General features: G+C 74.0%; 22 protein-coding genes. 15 read left to right on the forward strand and 7 right to left on the reverse strand.

Translation table 11 applies throughout. The features are described 5' to 3' along the window. The first annotated feature begins 44 nt into the window (after positions 1-44). Positions 45-701, forward strand: a complete 657-nt coding sequence (locus tag D0Z67_RS08195) for a bifunctional 4-hydroxy-2-oxoglutarate aldolase/2-dehydro-3-deoxy-phosphogluconate aldolase (protein WP_031179777.1) — start codon at positions 45-47, stop codon at positions 699-701. Here D0Z67_RS08195 and D0Z67_RS08200 read toward each other — a convergent pair. From D0Z67_RS08200 to D0Z67_RS08210, 3 genes are read right to left on the reverse strand one after another with little or no spacing between them, the layout of a single operon-like run. Next, positions 673-1,929: a bifunctional RNase H/acid phosphatase gene (locus tag D0Z67_RS08200; protein WP_031179776.1), complete on the reverse strand. Its 1,257-nt coding sequence runs from the start codon at positions 1,927-1,929 to the stop codon at positions 673-675. The genes D0Z67_RS08195 and D0Z67_RS08200 overlap by 29 nt on opposite strands. A gap of 35 nt (positions 1,930-1,964) precedes the next feature. After that, complete coding sequence (locus tag D0Z67_RS08205; protein ID WP_078873076.1) at positions 1,965-2,708, reverse strand: zinc ribbon domain-containing protein; 744 nt, start codon at positions 2,706-2,708, stop codon at positions 1,965-1,967. Next, entirely contained in the window at positions 2,705-3,571 is an 867-nt protein-coding gene (locus D0Z67_RS08210; protein ID WP_031179774.1) for a Nif3-like dinuclear metal center hexameric protein, read from the reverse strand. The genes D0Z67_RS08205 and D0Z67_RS08210 overlap by 4 nt, the downstream gene beginning before the upstream one ends. Positions 3,572-3,755: 184 nt before the next feature. Here D0Z67_RS08210 and D0Z67_RS08215 point away from each other — a divergent pair, with 184 nt between their 5' ends. The 8 genes from D0Z67_RS08215 to D0Z67_RS08250 all read left to right on the forward strand — a co-directional run bounded on the left by D0Z67_RS08215 (position 3,756) and on the right by D0Z67_RS08250 (position 12,298). Further along, positions 3,756-4,862, forward strand: coding sequence for a hypothetical protein (locus D0Z67_RS08215; protein WP_037774451.1), 1,107 nt, complete (start codon positions 3,756-3,758; stop codon positions 4,860-4,862). 95 nt (positions 4,863-4,957) lie between these two features. Next, a complete protein-coding gene (locus D0Z67_RS08220) occupies positions 4,958-5,149 on the forward strand; it encodes a hypothetical protein (protein ID WP_031179772.1) in 192 nt (63 codons plus the stop codon). 271 nt (positions 5,150-5,420) lie between these two features. Then, on the forward strand, positions 5,421-6,683 hold the full coding sequence (locus D0Z67_RS08225; protein ID WP_051887504.1) for a sensor histidine kinase: 1,263 nt from the start codon (positions 5,421-5,423) through the stop codon (positions 6,681-6,683). Between the two features lie 516 nt (positions 6,684-7,199). After that, positions 7,200-7,811: a response regulator transcription factor gene (locus D0Z67_RS08230; RefSeq protein WP_031179770.1), complete on the forward strand. Its 612-nt coding sequence runs from the start codon at positions 7,200-7,202 to the stop codon at positions 7,809-7,811. Positions 7,812-7,952: 141 nt separating this feature from the next. Beyond that, positions 7,953-9,701, forward strand: a complete 1,749-nt coding sequence (locus D0Z67_RS08235; protein ID WP_031179769.1) for an MFS transporter — start codon at positions 7,953-7,955, stop codon at positions 9,699-9,701. Between the two features lie 99 nt (positions 9,702-9,800). Next, entirely contained in the window at positions 9,801-10,451 is a 651-nt protein-coding gene (locus tag D0Z67_RS08240) for a class I SAM-dependent methyltransferase (RefSeq protein ID WP_031179768.1), read from the forward strand. A 52-nt stretch (positions 10,452-10,503) separates the two neighbouring features. After that, a complete protein-coding gene (locus tag D0Z67_RS08245; RefSeq protein ID WP_031179767.1) occupies positions 10,504-11,388 on the forward strand; it encodes an N-acetylmuramoyl-L-alanine amidase in 885 nt (294 codons plus the stop codon). Positions 11,389-11,473: 85 nt separating this feature from the next. Then, positions 11,474-12,298: a DUF5336 domain-containing protein gene (locus D0Z67_RS08250; RefSeq protein ID WP_031179766.1), complete on the forward strand. Its 825-nt coding sequence runs from the start codon at positions 11,474-11,476 to the stop codon at positions 12,296-12,298. A 60-nt stretch (positions 12,299-12,358) separates the two neighbouring features. Here D0Z67_RS08250 and D0Z67_RS08255 read toward each other — a convergent pair whose 3' ends face one another. Further along, positions 12,359-12,910: a hypothetical protein gene (locus D0Z67_RS08255; RefSeq protein ID WP_031179765.1), complete on the reverse strand. Its 552-nt coding sequence runs from the start codon at positions 12,908-12,910 to the stop codon at positions 12,359-12,361. Positions 12,911-13,071: 161 nt separating this feature from the next. On the opposite strand from D0Z67_RS08255, the gene D0Z67_RS08260 reads away from it, so the two are divergent. Beyond that, a complete protein-coding gene (locus D0Z67_RS08260; protein WP_031179764.1) occupies positions 13,072-13,359 on the forward strand; it encodes a hypothetical protein in 288 nt (95 codons plus the stop codon). Positions 13,360-13,399: 40 nt separating this feature from the next. On the opposite strand, the gene D0Z67_RS08265 is transcribed toward D0Z67_RS08260, so the two are convergent. From D0Z67_RS08265 to D0Z67_RS08275, 3 genes are read right to left on the reverse strand one after another with little or no spacing between them, the layout of a single operon-like run. Then, positions 13,400-14,470 carry a prenyltransferase/squalene oxidase repeat-containing protein gene (locus D0Z67_RS08265; RefSeq protein ID WP_031179763.1) on the reverse strand — a complete coding sequence of 357 codons (1,071 nt, stop codon included), beginning with the start codon at positions 14,468-14,470 and terminating at the stop codon, positions 13,400-13,402. Beyond that, complete coding sequence (locus D0Z67_RS08270) at positions 14,467-15,216, reverse strand: class I SAM-dependent methyltransferase (RefSeq protein ID WP_031179762.1); 750 nt, start codon at positions 15,214-15,216, stop codon at positions 14,467-14,469. The genes D0Z67_RS08265 and D0Z67_RS08270 overlap by 4 nt, the downstream gene beginning before the upstream one ends. After that, positions 15,210-16,634 carry a glycosyltransferase family 4 protein gene (locus D0Z67_RS08275; protein ID WP_031179761.1) on the reverse strand — a complete coding sequence of 475 codons (1,425 nt, stop codon included), beginning with the start codon at positions 16,632-16,634 and terminating at the stop codon, positions 15,210-15,212. Before D0Z67_RS08275 ends, D0Z67_RS08270 begins: the two co-directional genes overlap by 7 nt. A 406-nt stretch (positions 16,635-17,040) precedes the next feature. On the opposite strand from D0Z67_RS08275, the gene D0Z67_RS08280 reads away from it, so the two are divergent. From D0Z67_RS08280 to D0Z67_RS08300, 5 genes are read left to right on the forward strand one after another with little or no spacing between them, the layout of a single operon-like run. Further along, positions 17,041-18,243: a prenyltransferase/squalene oxidase repeat-containing protein gene (locus D0Z67_RS08280; RefSeq protein WP_031179760.1), complete on the forward strand. Its 1,203-nt coding sequence runs from the start codon at positions 17,041-17,043 to the stop codon at positions 18,241-18,243. Beyond that, positions 18,240-18,875: an SCO2322 family protein gene (locus D0Z67_RS08285; protein WP_031179759.1), complete on the forward strand. Its 636-nt coding sequence runs from the start codon at positions 18,240-18,242 to the stop codon at positions 18,873-18,875. The genes D0Z67_RS08280 and D0Z67_RS08285 overlap by 4 nt, the downstream gene beginning before the upstream one ends. Then, entirely contained in the window at positions 18,868-19,992 is a 1,125-nt protein-coding gene (locus D0Z67_RS08290; RefSeq protein ID WP_107059516.1) for an energy-coupling factor transporter transmembrane component T, read from the forward strand. The genes D0Z67_RS08285 and D0Z67_RS08290 overlap by 8 nt, the downstream gene beginning before the upstream one ends. Next, complete coding sequence (locus tag D0Z67_RS08295) at positions 19,989-21,641, forward strand: ABC transporter ATP-binding protein (protein WP_031179757.1); 1,653 nt, start codon at positions 19,989-19,991, stop codon at positions 21,639-21,641. Before D0Z67_RS08290 ends, D0Z67_RS08295 begins: the two co-directional genes overlap by 4 nt. Continuing rightward, the gene (locus tag D0Z67_RS08300) at positions 21,638-22,459 is read left to right on the forward strand and encodes an ECF transporter S component (RefSeq protein WP_031179756.1); all 822 of its coding nucleotides are present in this window, start codon (positions 21,638-21,640) and stop codon (positions 22,457-22,459) included. The genes D0Z67_RS08295 and D0Z67_RS08300 overlap by 4 nt, the downstream gene beginning before the upstream one ends. Positions 22,460-22,747: the final 288 nt, after the last annotated feature.

A 22,747-nucleotide genomic window follows, 5' to 3' on the forward strand; every position in this document is an offset into this window, starting at 1 on the left:
AACGTTCGTTGCGCACACTGCTTCCCCTGGGCACGATGGCGTCCATGACCTCAGCCGCGCCCTCCCCCGCCTCCGTACTGGATCTCGCACCCGTCCTCCCCGTCGTCGTGCTCGACGACGCCGCCGACGCCGTGCCGCTGGCGCGGGCGCTGGTCGCCGGGGGGCTGCCCGCGATCGAGGTCACGCTGCGTACGCCGGCCGCGCTGGACGGCATCCGGGCCATCGCCGAGGAGGTGCCGGAGGCGGTGGTGGGCGCCGGGACGGTGATCACGCCGGAGCAGGTGAGCCGGTGCGTGGGGGCGGGGGCGCGGTTCCTGGTCTCCCCCGGCTGGACCGAGTCGCTGCTCGCCGCGATGCGGGAGTCCGGGGTGCCGTTCCTGCCGGGGGTGTCGACCACCTCGGAGGTGGTGGCGCTGCTGGAGCGCGGGGTGCGCGAGATGAAGTTCTTCCCGGCCCAGGCGGCGGGCGGTACGGCCTATCTGAGGTCCCTCGCCGGGCCGTTGCCCGACGCCCGCTTCTGCCCCACGGGCGGGATCGCGGAGGCGAGCGCGCCGGAGTATCTGGCGCTTCCCAACGTGGGCTGCGTGGGCGGCAGTTGGATGGTCCCGGGGGACGCGGTGGCCGCCGGGGACTGGGCCCGGATCGAGGAGCTGGCGCGGGGTGCGGCCGGGCTCAGGGACGCAGGTGGGACGTGTCGTTGAACAGCCGTACGCTCGCGTTGCCGTCGGCGTAGTACGCCACCGCCGACAGCGAGGCGGCCGACAGCTCCATCCGGAACAGGGACTCCGGCGGGGCGCCCAGGGCGAGCCGCAGCAGGGTCTTGATCGGCGTGACGTGGGTGACCAGCAGGACCGTACGGCCCGCGTACTCGGCGACCAGTCGGGCGCGGGCCTCCTCGATGCGCTCGGCGGTCTCCGCGAAGCTCTCGCCGCCGCCGGTGGGACGCGCCTCCGGGTCGCCGAGCCAGGCGGTCAGGTCGTCGGGGTGGCGCTGGCGGGCCTCCCCGAAGGTCAGCCCCTCCCACGCGCCGAAGTCCGTCTCGCGCAGCCCGTCGTCCACGCGCACGTCGAGCCCGAGCCGGTCGGCGACGATCGCGGCGGTCTCCCGCGTACGGGCCAGCGGCGAGGCGACGACCGCCTGTACGGTTCCCCGCCGCGCCAGTGCCCCGGCCACCAGCCGTGCCTGCTCCCGCCCCACCTCGGACAGCGCGGGATCACTCCCCCCGCTCCCGGAGAACCGCTTCTGCGGAGTCAGCGGCGTCTCCCCGTGCCTGAGCAGCACGAAGGTCGCGGGCGCCCCGAGATCGGGGGCCGCGCTCCAGCCGGGCGCGGAGGTGGTGGCGGAGGCGACGGTACGGGCGGCGCGGGTGTCGGGCCGAGCCGCGTCGTCCGGCTCCGAAGCGGGCACGGCCCGCCCCTGAGCCAGTGCCGCCCGCGCGGCCGCCGCTCCGGCGCGGGCGTCCCCGGGGGGACCCTCGGGGTCAAGGGCCGGCGCCGGGGTCCGGGGTGTCCACGTCTCGCCCTTCGCGCCGGCGTCCATCGCCTCGTTGGCCAGGCGGTCGGCGTGCTTGTTCTGCTCGCGCGGAATCCACTGGTAGGTGACCCGGCCGGGCGGGAAGACGGCGCGGGCCTCGGTGGCCAGGGGCTTCATGTCGGGGTGCTTGATCTTCCAGCGGCCCGACATCTGCTCGACGACCAGCTTGGAGTCCATCCGGACGGCGACCCGCGCCTCGGGGTCGAGGGCGTGGGCGGCGCGCAGGCCGGCGAGGAGACCCCGGTACTCGGCGACGTTGTTGGTGGCGACGCCGATGAACTCGGCGGCCTCGGCCAGGGTCTCCCCCGTCGCCGCGTCGCTCACGGCGGCCCCGTACCCGGCCGGGCCGGGGTTGCCCCGCGACCCGCCGTCGGCCTCGACGACGAACTCCCGCACGACCAGCGCTCCTTACCGCCCGACCACCGACCCGACTACAGACCCGACTCCGACGTGCGCACCAGGATGCGGTGGCAGTTCTCGCAGCGGACCACGGCGTTCCGCGCGGCCGCGCGGATCTCGCTCAGCTCGGTGATCGCCAGCTCCTGGCGGCAGCCCTGGCAGGTACGGGCGTACAGCTTGGCCGCGCCGACCCCGCCGCCCTGGACGCGCAGACGGTCGTACAGCTTGAGCAGGTCGGCCGGGACCGAGGCGGAGACGACCTCGCGCTCCTTGGTCACCGCGGCGGCCTCGTCGTCCAGCTCGCGGAAGGCGGCGTCGCGGCGGCCGGTGGCGTCGTCGGACTTGGCCTGCACGGAGGCGACGCGCTCGGTCAGCTCGGCGACCCGCGCCTGGGCGGCCTCGCGGCGCTCCATGACCTCGAGGACGATGTCCTCCAGGTCGCCCTGGCGCTTGGCGAGGGAGGCGATCTCGTGCTGGAGACCGGTGAGGTCCTTGGGCGAGGTGACCGCGCCGGAGTCCAGGCGCTGCTGGTCACGGGTGGCGCGACGGCGCACCTGCTCCACGTCCTGCTCGGCCTTGGTCTGCTCGCGGGCGCAGTCGCTCTCCTCGGTCTGCGCTGCCACCAGCAGGTCGCGGAGCTGGACGAGGTCCTTGCCCAGCGCCTCGATCTCGGCGTGCTCGGGGAGCGACTTCCGCTTGTGCGCGAGCTGCTGGAGGCGGACGTCGAGGGCCTGGACGTCGAGGAGTCGGATCTGGTCGGCGGGCTCGGCGTTCAGTTGGGGGCTCCCATGGGGCTAGTGGTGACGGGGGACGCCGCGTGGGCGGTCCAGGGGTCGGTGACCGTCGTGGACACGTGGACCCGGAGGCCCCAGCCGTGACGGTCGGAGATCTGGTCGAGTTCGGCCGCGGCCAGCTCGCACCAGGGCCACTCGGTGGCCCAGTGGGCGGCGTCGATGAGCGCGAGGGGGCGCTCCCCGACGGACGCGGCGAATTCGGAGGCCGGGTGGTGGCGCAGGTCGGCGGTGAGGAAGGCGTCCACACCGGCCGCGCGGACCCGGTCGAAGAGGCTGTCGCCGGAGCCGCCGCTGACGGCGACCCGGCGGACGACGGCGTCGGGGTCGCCGGCCACCCGGATGCCCTGCGCGGTGGCGGGCAGCCGCTGGGCGGCGCGCTCGGCCAGCTCGCGCACGGTCAGCGGGTGGTCCAGCTCGCAGATCCGGCCCAGGCCCCGGCGCCCGGCCGGGTCGTCGGGGTCGGGTACGAGGGGGCCGGTGACGCGGAGGTCCAGCGCGCCGGCCAGGGCGTCGGAGACTCCGGGATCGGCCTTGTCGGCGTTGGTGTGCGCGACGTGCAGGGCGACGTCGTTCTTGATCAGGGTGTGCACGACGCGGCCCTTGGGGGTGCCGGCCGCCACCGTGGTCGTCCCGCGCAGATAGAGCGGGTGGTGGGTGACGAGGAGGTCCGCGCCGAGCCGTACGGCCTCGTCGACGACCTCTTGCACCGGGTCCACGGCGAACAGGACGCGGGTGACCTCCTGGCCGGGGTCGCCCGTGACCGTGCCGACCGCGTCCCAGGACTCGGCCCGCTCGGCGGGCCACAGGGTCTCCAGGGCGGCGATGACTTCAGACAGACGGGGCACGAGGAAAGGCTACCTGTCCGTCCAGGGGGGCCGTACCGCGTACGGCGGCCCCGGGCCGGTACGCCCACACCCGCCCTTTCCTCAGAGGAATCGCTTCTGCGCCACCCGTATGTGTGAAGTGGTCCGGACCCGGCCCCCGCCCGTGCGTGCGAAAACTAGCTTCGTCGCCGGAGGTGACCGAACCATGACGGCCTGTGCGATCGAATCCCCGTCGACCGGCGCGGAACACGAGGCGCCCACGACGCGGTACGCCATCACGGCGGACGGCGCGTACGCCGCCCGGCTCGCGCTGGACGGGGAGAGCTGGTTCCCGGAGCGCTGGACGCTGGACGGACCGGAGCCGTACGCGGTGCCGCTGCCCGGCGGGCAGCCGGAGGAGCCGGGCACCGAGGTGCACCCGATGGGCGACGGGCGGGTGCTGATCCACCGGCTGGTGGAGCGGCGGCACGTCTTCTCGCTGCTGTATCCGACCGGGCCCGGCACCGGTGAGCTGGCGGTGGGCGCGGTGGAGTGCGATGCCGACACCTACGTCACGCTGCTGCCGCCCGCGCCGGGGGGCGAGCGGGCGTACGCGCTGGCGGTGTGCGAGACGTCCACGGCGGTGTGGCGGGTGGCGGGGGGTGCCGCCGGGCCGGAGCGGGTGGCCGAGGTGCCGGGGCGGTGCTCGGGCGGGGTCTGGCTGGAGACGGGCGGGCGGATGCTGGCGCTCGACCGGGAGCTGGGGGGCCGGACCAAGACGGTCGTGGTGGACCTGGGGCGGGACGGGGAGGTGTCCCCGCTGCTGGAGATCACGCCCGACAGCGACGACCGGCTGCTGCTGGCCGACCCGGACAGCGGGCTGCTGGTGATCAGCTCGGACGCGGCCTCGCCGGGGCAGGAACGATTGGGCTGGGGCGTGCTGGGCAGCACCCTGCCGGTCCGCTTCCCCGGCGCGCTCCGGCTGCCGGACTGCACGGTGACGCCGTTCGCCATCCAGCCGGGGCAGGTCCTCACCCCGGAGAACTGCGCGGTCGCCCTCCGGGTGGACGGCCCCCTCGGCACCTGGGTCGGCACCTGGCACCCGACCGACCCCCGCGTCCGCCACCTCCCGGCCCCCCAGGGCTGGCTGGCCGGCTCCGGCCTCTGGACCCCGGAGGGCGTCCTCCGCCTCCCGTACTCGACCCCCCAGACCCCGTGCGGAGTAGCCGAACCGACCCCACCACCCCCCGCGGACCCCCCGAACCCGGAACCCCCGACCCCCCGCCCGATGCCCCTGGGCGAGGCTCCTCTCGCCAAGGCGGCCGCGGAGTAACGGACCCCGGCCCGGCCGCCTGGACCCCGGTGCCAGCGGGTTGGTTAGACTCTCCCGGCTGCAAGACGATCATGTTGACGGGGTGAATGCTTCCGATGACCGAAGCCAGCACGACGCAGCCGATGTCCGCGTCCGCGGATTCCGGGGTCCATGTGCCCGAATCCGTCTCCGCCGAGGCGGACGGGCACGGGCGGCACCGGGGACCGGTCGCCGACCGGGACGGGGACGGCGCCCCCAGCGGGCGCCATCGCCGTCCGGGCGACGGGACCGCCGGGACGGCTGTCTGACGGATACAGCGAGGGGCGGGGTACGGGCCATACGGCTCGTACCCCGCCCCTTCGTCATGTCCGGCCGTGACATTTGTACTGCCGGAGCCCGTACGTACGCCTCTGCCCCGGGCGGCGCCCCGCTTCTACCGTCGTAGGCATGACACAGACGCGGGGCGGCGAACCGGCCGGATGCGGACAGAGGCGTTCATTTCCTACGCTGTACCGTCGCCCCGTCCAGCGGGGGGACGGTACAGCGGTGACGAGCACGGGGAACGCGGGGAACACGCACATGTCATGGTGGGCACAGGCCCGGCGCCGGCTGCGCGCGGCGACCGCGGCGCGGCGCCAGTGGAAGACGGACATGGCCCGCGCCAAGGACCTCCAGCGGGCCTCGGGCAGGAAGTGCGGTGGGCGGGACGAGCACGCGGGTCCCCCGCCGACCGGGTTCGCCCTGCTGCCCTGGCTGCTGCTGGGCCTGGGCTCGTTCTCCAACCTGCTCCAGGGCAAGGCCGAGAGCCCGTGGATCGGCGGCCTGGGCCTGTTCGTCTTCAACTCCCTCTACGTCTACGTCACTTTCCGCGCCTTCGACCGCGAGAAGCGCGAGTCCCTCGCGACCCGGCTGGCCCTGCTGACCATGGGCCTGGTGACGACGGGGCTCGCGGTCGGCTACGGCGGCAACTGGCTGCTGTTCTTCCCGCTGCTCGGCCTCGCCACCGGCGCCACCGTGCGCGGCCGGCACCTGGGCCGGATCGGCCTGCTGCTCGCGGCGTACGGCGCGGTCCTCGCCGGTCTGCGCGAGGGCTGGCGGGAGGCGCCGAACATCGGGTACGCGACCTTCCTGTCCTGCATGGTCACGGCGGCGATCCTGGGCCTGTCGGAGGCGGTACGGGAACTGCGGGCCGCGCGGGAGGAACTGGCGCGGCGGGCGGTGGAGAAGGAACGGCTGCGCTTCTCCCGCGATCTGCACGACCTGCTGGGCCACACCCTGTCGGTGATCGTGGTGAAGTCGGAGGCCGCGCGGCGGCTGGCCGGCCGGGACCTGGACGCGGCGCTGGCGCAGATCGGGGACATCGAGTCGGTGGGACGGCAGGCGCTGACCGAGATCCGGGAGGCGGTGACCGGCTACCGCGAGGGCAGTCTGTCCACCGAGCTGACCCGCGCCCGCTCGGCGCTGGCGGCGGCGAGCGTGGAGCCGGTGGTCCGGCAGTCGGGGGCACCGCTGGCCCCGCAGACCGAGGCGCTGCTCGGCTGGGTGGTGCGCGAGGCGGTGACCAACGTGGTCCGGCACAGCCACGCCACCCGCTGCGAGATCATGGTGGAGAGCGCCGGGGAACGCGTCCGCCTCACCGTCACCGACAACGGCACCCCGACCGCGTCCCCCGCCCCCGACGGCACCGGCCTGAGGGGCCTCACCGAACGCCTCTCCACAGCCGGTGGCTCCCTGACCGCGGGCCCGTCCCCGGCAGGCGGCTTCACGGTGACGGCGGAACTCCCGACAACCCCACCGGACCCGGCCACGGAGGACCCGATCCCGGTCGTCCTGGAGTCCTGACGGACTTACGACGCCGAGGTCGCACCCCGGCCCGCAAGGCACCGGCAAGGCCGACGAAGCATCCGGCACCGCACCCGCACGCCGGGCAACCCGCCCCGACCCCCGCCCGCCTCTGCGCGCCACCCGGCCAAGCCGACAAGGCTCCCGCCGCTCCCGTCGGCCCGCGCACCGGGCAAGCCCCCTCGACCTCCGACGGCAGCTCTACGGACCGCCCGCCTCAACGTGCCCACCCGGCCAAGCCAACGAGGCCCCCCGGCCTCCCACGGCATCGCCCCAGACCCGCCCGCGCCGAGCAACGCCCCCACCCCCACCGGCTCCCGCCGGCCCAGCCCGCGCCAGCAGCGACAAGGCTTCCGCACCCCCGCCAAGCCCCCGGCCAGGGCGCCGCACCCCCCGCTAACCCACCCGCCAAGCCCCCGGCCAGGGCACCGCACCCTCCGCCGACCCACCCGCCAAGCCCCCGGCAGGGCACCGCACCCCCCTGACCGCCGGACGGCCCCCCGCTACCCTGGCGCCGTGAACAAGATCCGGCTTCTGCTGGCCGAGGACCAGGGCATGATGCGGGGCGCGCTGGCGCTGCTGCTGGGGATGGAGGAGGACATCGAGGTGGTCGCGCAGGTGGCCGCCGGGGACGCGATCGTGGCGGCAGCCGTGGAGCACCGGCCGGACGTCGCGCTGCTGGACATCGAGCTGCCGGGGATGAGCGGGCTGGACGCGGCCGCGCTGCTGCGGGAGCGGGTGCCCGGGTGCCGGGTGCTGATCCTGACGACGTTCGGGCGGCCCGGCTATCTGCGCCGGGCGATGGAGGCGGGAGCGGCCGGGTTCCTGGTCAAGGACGGCCCGGTGGAGGAGCTGGCCCAGGCGGTGCGCCGGGTGCTGGCCGGGGAGACGGTCGTCGACCCCGTACTGGCGGCGGCCGCGCTGAGCGCCGGGCCGAACCCGCTCACGACGAGGGAGTGCGAGGTGCTGACCGCCTCCGTGGACGGCGCGACGGTCGCCGACATCGCCGCCCGGCTGCACCTCTCGGAGTCCACCGTCCGCAACTACCTCTCCTCGGCGATCGGCAAGACCGGCACCCGCAACAGGGCGGAGGCCGTACGCGAGGCCCGGCAGCGCGGCTGGCTGTGACCCGGACCGAGGACAAGCACTGACACCCGCTCAGAAACCCATGTCTCGGTCAAGGATTCATTAGCGTCCCGAAGCAACGGAATAGTTTCCCGTGCATACGAGGTTCACCCTGCACGTATTCACGCGGGAGGACCCATTTCCATGACCCACACCACCCCCGACCACACCACCCGGAAAGCGGGCGGGGCCGTAGTCCCGGTGCTCGCCTTCGCGGGCATCGTGGTCGCGGTGATGCAGACCCTGCTCGTGCCGGTCATCAAGGACCTGCCGCAACTGCTCGGCACCGCGCCGAGCAACGCGACCTGGGTCCTCACCTCCACCCTGCTCTCGGGCGCCGTCGCCACCCCGATCATGGGCCGCCTCGGCGACCTGTACGGCAAGCGCCGGATGCTGATCCTCAGCCTGTCCGTGATGGTGATCGGCGCGCTGGTCAGCGCGGTCACCAGCCAGCTGCTCCTGATGATCGTGGGCCGCACCCTCCAGGGCTTCGCGATGGGCGCGATCCCGCTGGGCATCGGCCTGATGCGCGACATGCTCCCGCGTGAGCGGCTCGCCTCCGCGATGGCGCTGATGAGCTCCTCGATCGGCGTCGGCGGCGGTCTGGCACTGCCCGCCGCCGCCCTGGTCGCCCAGCACACCGACTGGCACGCCCTGTTCTACGGCGCCGCCGGCCTGGGCGTGCTCGCCATCGGCCTGACCCTGCTGGTCGTCCCCGAGTCCCCGGCCCGCGCCAAGGGCTCCTTCGACTACCCGGGCGCCGCCGGTCTCTCCGCCGGTCTGGTGCTGCTCCTGCTGCCCATCACCAAGGGCAGCGACTGGGGCTGGTCCTCCGGCACCACGCTGGGCCTCTTCGGCGCCGCGCTCGCCGTCCTGCTGCTGTGGGGCGTGTACGAGCTGCGCATACCGGCCCCGCTGGTCGACCTGCGCACCACCGCCCGCCGCGAGGTGCTGCTCACCAACCTCGCCTCGATCATGGTCGGCGTCAGCTTCTACGTCGTCTCGCTGGTCCTTCCCCAGCTGCTCCAGCTCCCCACCGCCACCGGCTACGGCCTCGGTCAGTCGATGGTGGTCGCCGGTCTGTGCGTGGCCCCGCTGGGCCTGACCATGATGTTCACCGCCCCGGTCTACGCCCGCCTCTCGGCCCGCTACGGCCCCCGGACGACCCTGATCATCGGCCTGATGGTCATCGCCGTCGGCTACGCGGGCGGGCTCGGCCTGATGCACGCCGCCTGGCAGACGATCATCACCTCGATGGTCCTCGGCGCCGGTATCGGCCTGGCGTACTCCTCGCTGCCCGCGCTGATCGTGGGCGCGGTCCCGGCCTCCGAGACGGGTGCCGCCAACGGTCTCAACACCCTGATGCGCTCCATCGGCACCTCGGTCTCCAGCGCCGTAATCGGCATGGTGCTGGCCAACACCGCGCACGACCTGGGCGGCGGGGTCGCGGTGCCGACGATGCACGGCTTCCGGGTGTCCTTCCTGATCGCCACGGCCGCCGTGCTGGTGGGCCTGGCGCTCGCGGTGTTCCTGCCGCGCACCCCGCGTCCTGCCGCCCAGCACACCCAGCTGCGGGCCAGCAGCGAGGAGGACGCGGTGCTGGAGCGTGCCGAGGAGGTGCTGCGCGGCTTCCGGGGCCGGGTGCTGGACGCCTCCGGCGCTCCGGTGGCCCGTGCCAAGGTGACGCTGATCGACCGCCGGGGCCGCCAGGCCGGCTCCACGCTCTCCGGTCATGACGGCGGCTACGCGCTCGCGGTGCCGTCCGAGGGCCCGTACGTGCTGGCCGCCCGCGCCGCCGGGCACGGCCCGCTGGCCTCGGCCGCCACGCACGCCGGGGACGAGCGCCCGGTCGAACTGGACCTGCCGCTGCCGGGCGAGACGGTCACCGCGTAACCCGTACAAGTCCCCCGCCACCGCACCCCCCGTCGTTCTCCGGCGGGGGGTGCGGCAGCATGAGGCGCCGAGAAGGACGTACGACGAGAGGAACCCCCCATGCCCGCCGCTCCCAAGCCGGAGATCCTGGCCGCGTTCGAGGCCGCGAAGGGGTTCATGCCCGTGGACGAGGGGCTGGCGCTGTACGCGGCGGCGGTGGAGGCCGGGCGGCTCGGGCTGCCGCTGCTGGAGGTCGGCACCTACTGCGGGCGCTCCACCGTGCTGCTCGCGGACGCGGCCCGCGAGGCCGGGGTCACCGCGCTCACCGTCGACCACCACCGGGGCAGCGAGGAGCAGCAGCCGGGCTGGGAGTACCACGACCCGGAGACCGTCGACCCCGAGGTCGGCCTGATGGACACGCTCCCCACCTTCCGCCGCACCCTGCACCGGGCGGGTCTGGAGGACCATGTGATCGCGCTGGTCGGCCGCTCCCCGCAGGTCGCGAAGATCTGGAACTCCCCGGTGGCGCTGGTGTTCGTCGACGGCGGCCACACCGACGAGCACGCGAGTGCCGACTACGAGGGCTGGGCCCCGCATCTCGCGCCCGGCGGCCTGCTGGTCATCCACGACGTCTTCCCGGAGCCGGAGGACGAGTTCACCGGCCAGGCGCCCTACCGGGTGTACCTGCGGGCGCTGGCCTCTGGCGCCTTCACCGAGGTCTCCGCGACGGGCTCGCTGCGGGTGCTGAGGCGCACCGGGGACGGTATCTGACGTACCGTCACGGATGCGGGAGCCGGGCGGGGGGTGCCGTTAGGGTGGCTGCGTGTCGTACGAAGGCCCGGAAGACGAAGCCCCCCAGCCGCGCTCCCGGCGCGCGCTGACCATCACGTTCGCCGCGCTGGTGCCGGTCGCCCTGCTCGGCTGGCTCGGCTGGTCGGCGCTCGGCGACGAGCCGGACCGCCCGGCGGCCGCCGTGAGTCCCCCGGCGTCGGCGGCGCCGGGCGGCACGAGCAGTCCGTCGGCGAGCGCGGGTTCCCTCGCCGGGAAGGTCGTCGTCATCGACCCCGGCCACAACACGGGCAACTTCCGGCACTCGGCCGAGATCAACAAGCAGGTCGACGTCGGCAACGGCAAGAAGGAGTGCGACACCACCGGTACCGCCACCGACGCCGGTTATCCGGAGGCCAAGTTCACCCTCGACCTCGCCCACCGGCTGCGGACGCTGCTGGAGAAGCGGGGCGCCAGCGTGAAGCTGACCCACGACGGCGACCGCGAGTGGGGGCCGTGCGTGGACGAGCGGGCCCGGATCGGCAACACCGCCCACGCGGACGCGGCGATCTCGCTGCACGCGGACGGCTCGGCCGAGGGCAACCACGGCTTCCACGTGATCATGCCGGGCGCGGTGCACGCGGGCGGCGCGGACACCCGGCCCATCGTCGCTCCGTCCAGGAAGCTGGGCGCGCGGGTCGCGGCCGGCTACCGCCGTGCCACCGGTGAGCCCTTCTCCAACTACCTGGGCGACGGCACCGGGATGGTCACGCGCACGGATCTCGGCGGTCTCAATCTGTCAACGGTTCCGAAGGTGTTCATCGAGTGCGGGAACATGCGGGACACGTCCGACGTGGCCCTGCTGACCAGCGGTCCCTGGCGGCAGAAGGCCGCGCAGGGGATCTCTGCGGGAATCGTGAGTTTCCTGCACGAGTCGTGACCGCCGGGCGAAACCGTCCGCACAGCGGATCACGCGGACGGTACTGTCTACCGACGACGAGACGACCTACGAAGGACCTGATGAAGTGAATATCCGATCCCTCACCCGAGGCGACGGCGTGGTGATCGGAGCGGCGCTGTTGCTGCTCATCGCGTCGTTCTTCGACAACCTTTCGTACGACGACCTTCCCGGCGACGTCGACATGCCGAACCTCTGGGAGAGCGGCCCGGTCCTGCTCAGCGTCGTCCTGGCAGGTCTGATCGCCGCCGGGCTCGTCGTCGCCGCCCGCGCGCTGCCCCAGCCCCGCAAGGTCGCCGGTCTCGAACTCGGCGCGTTCGGCGTGGCGTTCGCGGTGTTCGCGGCGTGGAGCGCGCTGGGCAATGTGATCGACCCGGTCGGCAGCCTGGACAACATCACCGACGGCTCCAAGTCGCCGAGCGCGGGCACCGGTCTGATCCTGGCGCTGGTCGCCACGCTGATCCTGGCGGGCGCGGCCGTCGCCACCCCGCTCGTCCCGGCGCTCCAGGCCCCGCTGATCCCGGCGCCCAAGCCGGCCGCCCCGCAGCCCTACGGCGCCCAGCCGCCCCAGGGTTACGGCTACCCCGGTGCCCCGGCCGCGTCCTTCGGCGGCGGCCAGCCGCAGCAGGCCCAGGCGTTCGGCCAGGGCACCCCGCAGGCCGCTCCGGCGCCGCAGCAGCAGGCGCCCGCCGCCGACTTCTCGCCGTTCTGGTTCGCCGTGCCGGTGACCCGTCCGCTGTTCGCGGAGGACGGCTCGCCCAGTCCGGTCGCCGAACTGGCGCCCGGTACCTGGTATCTGGCGGTCGAGCAGCGCGGCGGTGCGCTGGTCGCGCAGACCCAGGACGGCCGTCGCGGCGTCCTCCAGGACACCTCGGGCATCCAGCGCGGCTGAGCCCCGGCAACCGTCATCCGCGGCCCCCCGTCCCTTCCCGGGCGGGGGGCCGCAGGCGTGTCAGCCCTTGGAGAGGTCCGAGGAGGAGGGCACCTGGTCCTTGACCGGTGCGCCCGCGCTCGCCCCCGCGCTCTTCACCTGGTTGATGGTGTCCTCGAAGGCGCCCATCGCGTCCGTGTCGCCGCCTCGCAGCTTGGCCGGCAGGTTCTTCAGGCTCTCGATGCCCGCGGTGAGCGGGGCGAGCGCCTTGGTGAGGGTGGGGTCGCCCTGGGCGTTCTTCTGGGCGGCCTTGAGGCGGTTGTAGGCGAAGGCTCCGGCGAGACCGGCCTTGACGAGGGCCACCTTGCGGCCGTCGGCGCCCTTCTTGAAGGTGCCGGCCCGCCAGGGCTTCACGATCCACTGGTAGGTCGCCCCGGCCGCGAGGCCCGCGTTGGCGACGAACCTGCTCTTGGCGAACTTCTGGCGTTCGGCGGAGGTACTGGGGCTCGGGGAGGCCGCGGCGGGGGTCTTCTGGGTGCTGGTCCTGTCGTCCCTGCCACAGGCGGCGGTACCGGCCAGCAGGGCGCAGCACAGGATGAGCGCCACCCAGGTGCGGCGCAGCGGAACGGGCACGCGGTCCTCCGGACGTGATTCCCCGAGCGGGTGTCTCTGGTCCGAAGCCTTGCCCGGCCTCCGGGCCACCGCCAGCCGGGAGGACCGTACGGGTCGCGCCGGGCCCGGTATTACGGGCCTGTGGCCGGTTTCAGCGGGCGTCCGGCGGCAATTCGAACACCATGTCTCGATACCACTCAGGCACCAACCAGGCCGGCCGTGTCATCGCCGTCATAGCGGACGTGATGGCCTTCATCCTCGGCCTCTGGATCTTGATGTACCTGTTGGACGCGAACCGGGCCAACGCCCTGGTCGACTTCGTCCATGACGCCGCGGCGTTCCTGGCGGGCTGGTCGCACGACCTGTTCACCTTCGACGAGGCGTGGGCCCGGGTCGTCGCCGGCTACGGCCTGGCCGCCGTGGTCTACCTCTTCATCGGCCACTTCATCGCCGGCCGTCTGAGCCGCTGACCCGGCACCGGACGCTCGGCCCGAGGGGCCCCGCCTGCCGCTAGTCGCAGCAGTCGGGGTCCAGGCCGCGGGGCAGGAGTTCGCCGCCGAAGACGGCGCCGGTCGCGTCGTGGCCGCCGAGGGCGGCGACCGCGAGCAGCAGGGAGCCTGCGGTCCAGCTGGTCAGTTCCTGGGGCCAGACGGCGTCGTCGTCGAAGACGTAGCCGGTCCAGTAGAGGCCGGAGGCGTCGTCGCGCAGGTGCTGGATGGACTGGAGGATCTCCAGGGCGCGGTCGGACTCGCCCATCGCCCAGAGGGCCAGGGCGAGTTCGCAGGACTCGCCGCCGGTCACCCAGGGGTTGGGCACGACGCAGCGCACGCCCAGGCCGGGTACGACGAAGCGGTCCCAGTCGGCCTCGACACGCTCCTTGGCCTCGGCTCCGCTGACGGCTCCGCCGAGCACCGGGTAGTACCAGTCCATGGAGTACTGGTTCTTGTCGAGGAACCGCTCGGGGTGCCTGCGGATCGCGTGCCGCAGCGCGCCCACCGCCAACTCCCAGTCGGGCTGCGGTTCTTCACGCTGGTCGGCGATGGCGAGCGCACAGCGCAGGGCGTGGTGGACCGACGAGCTTCCGGTGAGCAGGGCGTCGGCGGTGGGAGTGCCGTCCTCCGCGCGCCGCCAGCCGATCTGGCCGCCGGGCTGCTGGAGCCGGAGCACCCATTCCACGGCCGCGTACACGGTGGGCCACATCCGGTCCAGGAACGTGTCGTCCCCGGTGGACAGGTAGTGGTGCCAGACGCCGACGGCTATGTAGGCGACGAAGTTGGACTCGCGGGCGCGGTCGGTGACGTCGTCGTGGGCACCGTCGGCGTAGGCGGCGTACCAGGAGCCGTCCTCGTTCTGGTGGTCGGCGAGCCAGCGGTAGGCGCGCTCGGCGGCCGCGTGCTCCCCGGCCGCGTCGAGGGCCATGGCGGCCTCGGTGTGGTCCCAGGGGTCGAGGTGGTGGCCGCGGAACCAGGGGATCGCGCCGTCGGCGCGCTGCACCGCGAGGATGCCCCGGACGGTGTCGGCGGCCTGCTCGGCGGTGAGGACCCCGGTCAGGACGAGGTGGTCGGTCCGGGGCGTGCTCACGGGGCGTCCGTCCCGGCCTCGTCGAGGCGGGGCAGGTGCGGCTTGGTGGCGTAGGCGACGAAGCTCTTGCCGATCAGGGGGTTGAGCGCCTGCTCGGCGACCCGCGTGGCCAGCGGCTTCTTCATGATGTCCCAGACCAGCAGCTTGTGGTACGCCCGCACCGGCAGCGCCTTGTCGTTGTCGACGCCGAAGGCGCACTTGAGCCACCAGTACGGCGAGTGCAGGGCGTGCGCGTGGTGGGTGCCGTACGGCTTGAGGCCGGCGCCGCGCATCTTGGCGAGGAGTTCCTCGGCGCGGTAGATGCGGATGTGGCCGCCCTCGACCTCGTGGTAGGCGTCGGAGAGCGTCCAGCAGACCTTCTCGGGCCCGTACCGGGGCACGGTGACGGCTATCCGGCCGCCGGGCTTGAGGACGCGGACCATCTCGGCGAGGACGCCCTTGTCGTCGGGGATGTGCTCCATCACCTCGGAGATGATGACGACGTCGAAGGACTCGTCGGGGAAGGGCAGCGCGAGCGCGTCGCCCTCCATCGCGGTGGCGGTGGCGCCCTCGGGGGCCTCGCCGGCCTCCTTCATCGCCGCGAACCACTTGGCGACCTCGCGGATCTCCTCCGCGTTCTGGTCCAGAGCCACCACCTGGGCGCCGCGCCGGTAGCACTCGAAGGCGTGCCGGCCGGCCCCGCAGCCGAGGTCCAGGACACGGTCGCCGGGGGCGAGCGGGAACCGGGAGAAGTCGACGGTCAGCACGTGGCCCTGCTTTCGGAGGAGCTTTCGGAAGGTGCGGCCGCGGCCGCCGCGGCGACGGGACGGCCGGGGACGGCTGCGGGAAGCGGGAGGCCGGCCCGCGCGCGGGCCCGGTCGATCTCCTCGCGGTAGCGGGCCACGGTGCCCTCGGCCGCGCGGGCCCAGGTGAAGCGGGCGAGCACCCGCTCGCGGCCGGCCGCGCCGAGCCGGGCGCGCAGTTCACGGTCGCCGAGCAGCCGGGTCAGGGCGGCGGCGAGCGCGCCCGCGTCACCGGGCGGTACGGCCAGACAGGTCTCGCCGTCGGTGCCGGCGACCTCGGGGATCGCGCCGCCGGTGGTGGCGACCAGCGGGGTGGCGGTGGCCATGGCCTCGGCGGCGGGCAGCGAGAACCCCTCGTACAGCGAGGGCACGCAGGCGACTTCGGCGGAGCGGATCAGATCGACCAGCTCGGCGTCGGAGATGCCCTTGACGAACTGGACGGCGTCCTCCAGGCCGTACCGCTCGACCGCCTGGGCGACCGGGCCCTCCTCGGGGCGCCTGCCGACGACGACGAGGTGGGCGTGCGGCTGTTCGGCGCGCACCTTGGCGAGCGCCTCGACCAGGAACACCAGGCCCTTGAGGGGCACGTCGGCGCTGGAGGTGGTGACGATCCGGCCCGGCACCTCGGGCACGGCCGGGTCCGGCGCGAACAGGGTGGTGTCGGCGCCGATGTGGACGACGTGCACCCGGTCCTGCCGTACGCCGAGGTGGTCGACGATCTCGGCGCGGGAGCTGCCGGAGACGGTGAGCACGGAGGGCAGCCGGCGGGCGACGCGCTTCTGCATGCGAGTGAAGGCGTACCAACGGCGCACCGACAGGCGGCGCTTGAGGTCTTCGGCGGCGTCGAGTTCGAGCTGCCGGTCGACGGTGATGGGGTGGTGGATGGTGGTGACCAGGGGGGCGCCGAGGTCGCCGAGCAGTCCGTAGCCGAGCGTCTGGTTGTCGTGGACGACGTCGAACTCGCCTCTGCGGGCGCGCAGTTGGCGTCCGGCGCGCAGGGAGAAGGTGAGCGGCTCGGGGAAGCCGCCGGTCCACATCGTCGCCACTTCCAGCGCGTCGACCCAGTCCCGGTACTCGCTCCGTCCCGGCGTGCGGAAGGGGTCGGGCTGGCGGTACAGGTCGAGGCTGGGCAGCTCGGTGAGGCTCAACCGGCCCGCGTAGGAACCGTGTTCATCGTGCTCGTCGAGCACGGGGTACGGCTGGGAGCCGATGACCTCCACCCGGTGGCCCAGGCGAGCGAGTTCACGGGAGAGGTGGCGGACGTAGACGCCCTGGCCGCCGCAGAACGGGTTGCCCTTGTAGGTGAGGAGCGCGATACGGAGCGGTCGCTCGCCGTCGGCGGCGATGCCCACAGGAGCCGCCGGACTGGCCTCAGCGGTCACTCTGGGCCCCCTTCTGCCTGCACGGTCCCGCGAGACTACGACGGGACGACAATCCGGAACAAGTTTCAGACTTGATCATCCAAGAGGCTCTGAATCTACCGGCAGGTAGGGGCGCTGTGAGCAGTGGATCAGGTGATTCACGCCACGACCGGCGGCTTTGCGGCCCCCGGTAAAGTGGCCGGGTCGTCATACACCCGTACGGGGGGAAGCCGGTGCGATTCCGGCGCTGACCCGCAACCGTCATCCGGCGCCCCTGGGCCCGGTGAGCCGGAACGCCCCGACGGGAGGTTGACCGGCCAACGTGCGGGGCGCTCGGCCCCGCACGGCACCGTCGAGGCATACGGGGCCGGGCCGCCGGGGTGGTCCCCGCGCGCGTCGGCCCTCGCAGGAGAGGCAGTCGCCGACCATGAACGTCCGCCGCAGTGCCGCGGCTCTCGCCGCCATAGGCGTGCTGGCAGCAGCCGCGCCCGCCACGGCCGCCCCGTCCCCGAAGGCGACGGTCCCGGCCGGGCTGTTCGGCAAGGGCGACCCCACCTACGACGGCGTCTGGCGCCAGTCCCTCGCCCTGCTCGCGCAGCACACCGCCGGTGAGAAGCCCGCGGACCAGGCGGTGACGTGGCTGACCGGCCAGCAGTGCGCCGACGGCGGCTTCGCCGCCTTCCGCGCCGACACCAGCAAGCCGTGCGGCGGCAAGGGCGCGCAGGCGGACACCAACAGCACGGCCGCCGCCGTCCAGTCGCTCGCCGCGCTCGGCGGGCACGACGACGTGACCGGCAAGGCCGTCACCTGGCTGAAGGCCCAGCAGAACAAGGACGGCGGCTGGGGCTACTCCCCCGGCGGCCCGAGCGACACCAACTCCACCTCCGTCGTGGTGGGCGCGCTGGCCGCCGCCGGTGAGAAGCCGGCCGAACTGCGGGGCAAGGGCAGGACCCCCGACGAGGCGCTGGCCTCGCTCGCGGTGCCCTGCGACCAGAAGGGCGGCGGCGCCCTCGCCTTCCAGCCGGACAAGAAGGGCAAGCTGGAGGCCAACGCGGACGCCACGGCCGCCGGTGTGCTCGGCGCCCTCGGCAAGGGCTTCGTGGTGGAGCCCGGCAAGGCCCGCGACAAGGCCCCCGCCTGCGCCTCCGACGGCAAGGCGACCCCGGCCCGCCTGGCCGACAACGCCTCCGCGTATCTCCTCGGCGCCGTCGCCGAGTCCGGCCACCTGATGTCCGCGATGCCCGGCGCCGAGAACCAGCCCGACTTCGGCAACACCGCCGACACCGTGGTGGCGCTGGCCGCCGACGGCTGGACCGAGCAGGCGAAGAAGCCGTACGCCTGGCTGGAGAAGAACGCCGCGAAGTGGGCTCAGCAGAGCGGCCCGGCCGCCTACGCCCAGCTGATCCTGAGCGCGCACGCGGTCGGCGCCGACCCGCACGACTTCGGCGGGACCGACCTGGTCAGCGCCCTGGACAAGCTGGGCCCGGCCCCGGCGAAGCAGGCCGCCGCACCGGAGAAGAAGACCACCGAGAAGTCCGGCAACAGCGTGTGGTGGATCATCGGCGTGGGTCTGGTCGCCGGTATCGGCATCGGCTTCCTGTTCAGCGGCCGGAAGAAGAACCGCCCGTGACCTCGGTCCGCCGTGCCGCGGCCCTGCTGGTCGCGTCCCTCCTCGTGCTGGCCGCCGGCGCGGAGGCGCACGCCGCCGGATACCGGTACTGGTCCTTCTGGGACCGCTCCGGCGACCGGTGGACGTACGCCACCCAGGGGCCGGCCTCCGAGCGTCCCGACGACGGCTCGGTGCGGGGCTTCCGGTTCGCGGTCAGCGCGGACTCCTCGGACGCGAACCGGCCGCGCGGCACGGCGGACTTCGGCTCGGTCTGCGCGAAGACACCCGCGAAGGCGGGCACCAAGCGGGTCGCGCTCGTCCTGGACTTCGGCACCGAGGCCGACGCACCCTCCGGGGAGACCCCGCCGCCCACGCGTACGGTCTGCGCCCGCGTCTCCCCCGACGCGAGCACCGCCGAGGCGCTGGCCGAGGCCGCGAAGCCGCTGCGCTACGACACCAACGCCCTGCTGTGCGCCATCGCCGGTTATCCGGCGCGGGGCTGCGGGGAGCAGGTGGCGGCCGACGAGAAGCCCGCCGGAAAGGCCGCCCCCAAGGACGACGGCCCCTCCCTCGGTCTCCCCCTCGGCATCGGTGTGGTCGCCGTGCTCGGCGGGGCGGCGTTCTGGCAGGCGCGGCGGCGCCGGAATGCCTGACACCGGCGTACGCGCCGCCCGTACCACCGTGCCCGTCCGCAGGCGGGCGCGCTTCGAACTGCACCCCGGCGCCTGGTGGTTGTGGTCGCTGGGGCTCGGCACGGCCGCCACCCGCACCACCAACCCGCTGCTGCTCGCCCTGCTGATGGCGGTGGCGGGCTATGTGGTGGCCGTCCACCGCTCCAGCGCGCCGTGGGCCCGCTCGTACACGGCGTTCGCCAAGCTGGCCGTCGCCGTGCTGCTGATCCGGCTGGCGTTCACGGCCGTCCTCGGCTCGCCGGTGCCGGGGACGCATGTGCTGTTCACGCTGCCCGAGATCCCGCTGCCCGCCTGGGCGCAGGGCATCCGGCTGGGCGGCCCGGTGTCGGCGGAGGCGCTGCTGTTCTCCGGCTACAACGGCCTGAAACTGGCGGCCCTGCTGGTCTGTGTCGGCGCCGCGAACGCCCTGGCCAGCCCGGCCAAGCTGCTCAAGTCGCTGCCGGGCGCGCTGTACGAGGCGGGGGTGGCGGTGGTGGTCGCGCTGACCTTCGCCCCGCATCTCATCGCCGACGTGCAGCGGCTGCGCGCCGCCCGCCGTCTCAGGGGGCGCCCGGACCGGGGGGTGCGGGGGCTGTTCCAGGTCGGACTGCCGGTGCTGGAGGGCGCGTTGGAGCGCTCGGTCGCGCTGGCCGCCGCGATGGACGCCCGCGGCTACGGCCGTACCGCCGAGGTGCCCGCGCCGGTGCGCCGGACGACCTCCGCGCTCACCCTGGGCGGGCTGCTCGGGGTGTGCGCGGGCACGTACGGGCTGCTCACCGCCGAGGGCGGGGTGTACGGCATGCCGGTGCTGGCCGCCGGGGCGCTGGCCGCGCTCGCCGGGCTGCGCCTGGGCGGCCGGCGTTCGGCGCGCACCCGGTACCGGCCGGCGCCCTGGGGGGTGCGGGCGTGGCTGGTGGCGGGGTCGGGCGGGGCCGTCGCCGCGCTGCTCGCGCTGGCCTCCGTGCGCGATTCGGGCGCGCTGCATCCCGGTGTCGTCCCGCTGGCCGCGCCCGCGCTGCCGCTGTGGCCGGCCGCCACCATCCTGCTGGGCCTGCTGCCCGTGCTCGTCGTACCCCAGGACCGCAAGGAGCCGTCGTGATCCGCTTCGAGGACGTCGCCGTCACCTACGACGGGGCGGCCGAACCGACCGTCCGGGGCGTGGACTTCGAGGTGCCCGAGGGTGAACTCGTGCTGCTCGTCGGCCCGTCGGGGGTGGGCAAGTCGACGATCCTGAACGCGGTCAGCGGACTGGTCCCGCACTTCACCGGGGGCACCCTGCGCGGCCGGGTCACGGTGGCGGGCCGGGACACCCGCACCCACAAGCCGCGCGAACTGGCCGACGTGGTCGGCACGGTGGGCCAGGACCCGCTCGCACACTTCGTGACGGACACCGTGGAGGACGAACTCGCCTACGGCATGGAGTCGTTGGGTCTTGCTCCGGAGGTGATGCGGCGCCGGGTGGAGGAGACGCTCGACCTGCTGGGCCTCGCCGATCTGCGGGACCGTTCCATCGGCACCCTGTCCGGCGGCCAGCGCCAGCGGGTCGCCATCGGCTCGGTGCTCACTCCGCACCCCCGCGTGCTGGTCCTGGACGAGCCGACCTCGGCGCTGGACCCGGCGGCGGCGGAGGAGGTCCTCGCGGTGCTGCAACGCCTGGTGCACGACCTGGGCACCACGGTCCTGATGGCGGAGCACCGGCTGGAGCGGGTCGTCCAGTACGCCGACCAGGTCGTGCTGCTGCCCGCGCCCGGCGCCGCGCCAGTGCTCGGTGCTCCTGCCGAGATGATGGCCGTCTCCCCGGTGATCCCGCCGGTGGTCGAGCTGGGCCGGCTGGCCGGCTGGAGCCCGCTGCCGCTGACCGTCCGGGACGCGCGACGGCAGGCGGGGGCGCTGCGGGAGAGCCTGGCCGGTCTCGAAAGAGAGGCCCATGATCTCCCCCGGACCACCGTCCCACCGCCCCGCCGCCGTTTCCGCCGCGCGCCCGCCCCCGCCGAGCCGCAGGTGGCCGAGGTCCGGGACCTCGCCGTACGCCGGGGCCGGGTCGACGCGCTGCGCGGTGTGGACCTCACCGTCGCCCCCGGCGAGACCGTCGCCCTCATGGGCCGCAACGGCGCCGGGAAGTCCACCCTGCTCGGCTCCCTGGTCGGGCTCGTCGCGCCCACCTCCGGCTCCGTCCAGGTCGGCGGCGCCGCCCCGCACCGTCTGAAGCCCGCCGAACTGGTCCGCCGGGTCGGCCTGGTGCCGCAGGAACCGCGCGATCTGCTGTACGCCGACACGGTGGGCGCCGAGTGCGTCGCCGCCGACCAGGACGCGGACGCCACCCCCGGCACGTGCCGGGCCCTGGTGTCGGAGCTGCTGCCGGGCATCACCGACGACACCCACCCCCGCGACCTCTCCGAGGGCCAGCGCCTCGCCCTCGCGCTCGCCGTCGTCCTGACCGCCCGCCCCCCGCTGCTCCTGCTGGACGAGCCGACTCGCGGCCTGGACTACGCGGCCAAGTCCCGCCTGGTCGCCGTGCTGCGCGGGCTGGCGGCCGAGGGGCATGCCCTGGTGCTGGCCACGCACGACGTGGAGCTGGCCGCCGAGATCGCGCACCGGGTGGTGCTGCTGGCGGACGGCGAGGTGATAGCCGACGGCGCCACGGCCGACATCGTGGTGTCCTCCCCCTCCTTCGCGCCCCAGGTCACCAAGATCCTGGCTCCGCAGCCCTGGCTGACGGTGTCCGAGGTACGGAGGGCGCTGGCATGAGCCGTACCGCTGTCCGGGCCGTCCGGCTCGGCCCCCGTTCCGTCGCCGCGCTCGTGCTGGTCGGCGCGGTGGGGGTGGCCGCGTTCGGGTGGCCGTTCCTCGCGCCGCCGGACTCGGGGGTCGGCGCGCACGCCGAGGACGCGCCCTGGCTGTTCGCGGGGCTGCTGGTGCTGCTGGTCGCGGTGGTGGCGGCGACCATCTCGGAGTCGGGGCTCGGCCCCAAGGCCGTCGCCATGCTGGGGGTGCTCGCGGCGACGGGCGCGGCCCTGCGGCCGATCGGCGCGGGGACGGCGGGCATCGAGCCGATGTTCTTCCTGCTGGTGCTCAGCGGGCGGGTGCTCGGGCCCGGCTTCGGCTTCGTGCTGGGCTCGGTGACGATGTTCGCGTCCGCGCTGCTGACCGGCGGGGTCGGGCCGTGGATGCCGTTCCAGATGCTGGCGATGGGCTGGTTCACCATGGGCGCGGGCCTGCTGCCGGGCGCCGCCCGCCTGCGCGGCAGGGGCGAGCTGGCGCTGCTCGCCTGCTACGGCTTCCTCGCGGCCTTCGCCTACGGCACGCTCATGAACCTGGCGGGGTGGCCGTTCATGGGCACCATGGCCTCGAACATCTCCTTCGACCCGCACGCCGCCGTCCCCGCCAACCTGGCCCGCTTCCTCGCCTACTGCCTGGCCACCTCCATGGGCTGGGACCTGGGCCGGGCCGTCTGCACGGTCGTCCTCACCCTGGCCCTCGGCCCGGCCGTGCTGCGCGCCCTGCGCCGGGCCACCCGCCGGGCCGCCTTCGAGACGCCGGTCACCTTCGACGCCCCCGGCGCGTGAGGCACCCCATATGACCGAGGTCACCTACGACCCCGGATAGTAGACCGTTACGTCCTTTATGCACCTTCTTGCAGCCCCTCTGACCTGCGCTTTGAGAGCCCGGTCACATGAGGGGGCATACCCGGCGGTCCGGCCACAACTAGTAAAAGGGGGGATTGCGGACGTTTCGGAAGCTTGCTTCTCTGGAGCCCGTCGCCTGGCGCCACGGTCCCCACGGATCGCGGCGCCGACGCAATGCGGCCATCACGCGGAGCGTGCTGGAACGCGAACGGCGACCCGTCGTCCCCA

It is taken from the genome of Streptomyces seoulensis (assembly GCF_004328625.1).
In the GTDB taxonomy this organism is placed as follows: Bacteria; Actinomycetota; Actinomycetes; order Streptomycetales; family Streptomycetaceae; genus Streptomyces; species Streptomyces seoulensis.

What these genes read in the sequence shown, in the direction of transcription:
- D0Z67_RS08260 (WP_031179764.1), top strand. Translation starts at nt 13,072, where the DNA reads ATGTCTCGATACCACTCAGGCACCAACCAGGCCGGCCGTGTCATCGCC.
- D0Z67_RS08240 (WP_031179768.1), top strand. Translation starts at nt 9,801, where the DNA reads ATGCCCGCCGCTCCCAAGCCGGAGATCCTGGCCGCGTTCGAGGCCGCG.
- D0Z67_RS08215 (WP_037774451.1), top strand. Translation starts at nt 3,756, where the DNA reads ATGACGGCCTGTGCGATCGAATCCCCGTCGACCGGCGCGGAACACGAG.
- D0Z67_RS08300 (WP_031179756.1), top strand. Translation starts at nt 21,638, where the DNA reads ATGAGCCGTACCGCTGTCCGGGCCGTCCGGCTCGGCCCCCGTTCCGTC.
- D0Z67_RS08225 (WP_051887504.1), top strand. Translation starts at nt 5,421, where the DNA reads ATGTCATGGTGGGCACAGGCCCGGCGCCGGCTGCGCGCGGCGACCGCG.
- D0Z67_RS08280 (WP_031179760.1), top strand. Translation starts at nt 17,041, where the DNA reads ATGAACGTCCGCCGCAGTGCCGCGGCTCTCGCCGCCATAGGCGTGCTG.
- D0Z67_RS08235 (WP_031179769.1), top strand. Translation starts at nt 7,953, where the DNA reads ATGACCCACACCACCCCCGACCACACCACCCGGAAAGCGGGCGGGGCC.
- D0Z67_RS08290 (WP_107059516.1), top strand. Translation starts at nt 18,868, where the DNA reads ATGCCTGACACCGGCGTACGCGCCGCCCGTACCACCGTGCCCGTCCGC.
- D0Z67_RS08195 (WP_031179777.1), top strand. Translation starts at nt 45, where the DNA reads ATGACCTCAGCCGCGCCCTCCCCCGCCTCCGTACTGGATCTCGCACCC.
- D0Z67_RS08220 (WP_031179772.1), top strand. Translation starts at nt 4,958, where the DNA reads ATGACCGAAGCCAGCACGACGCAGCCGATGTCCGCGTCCGCGGATTCC.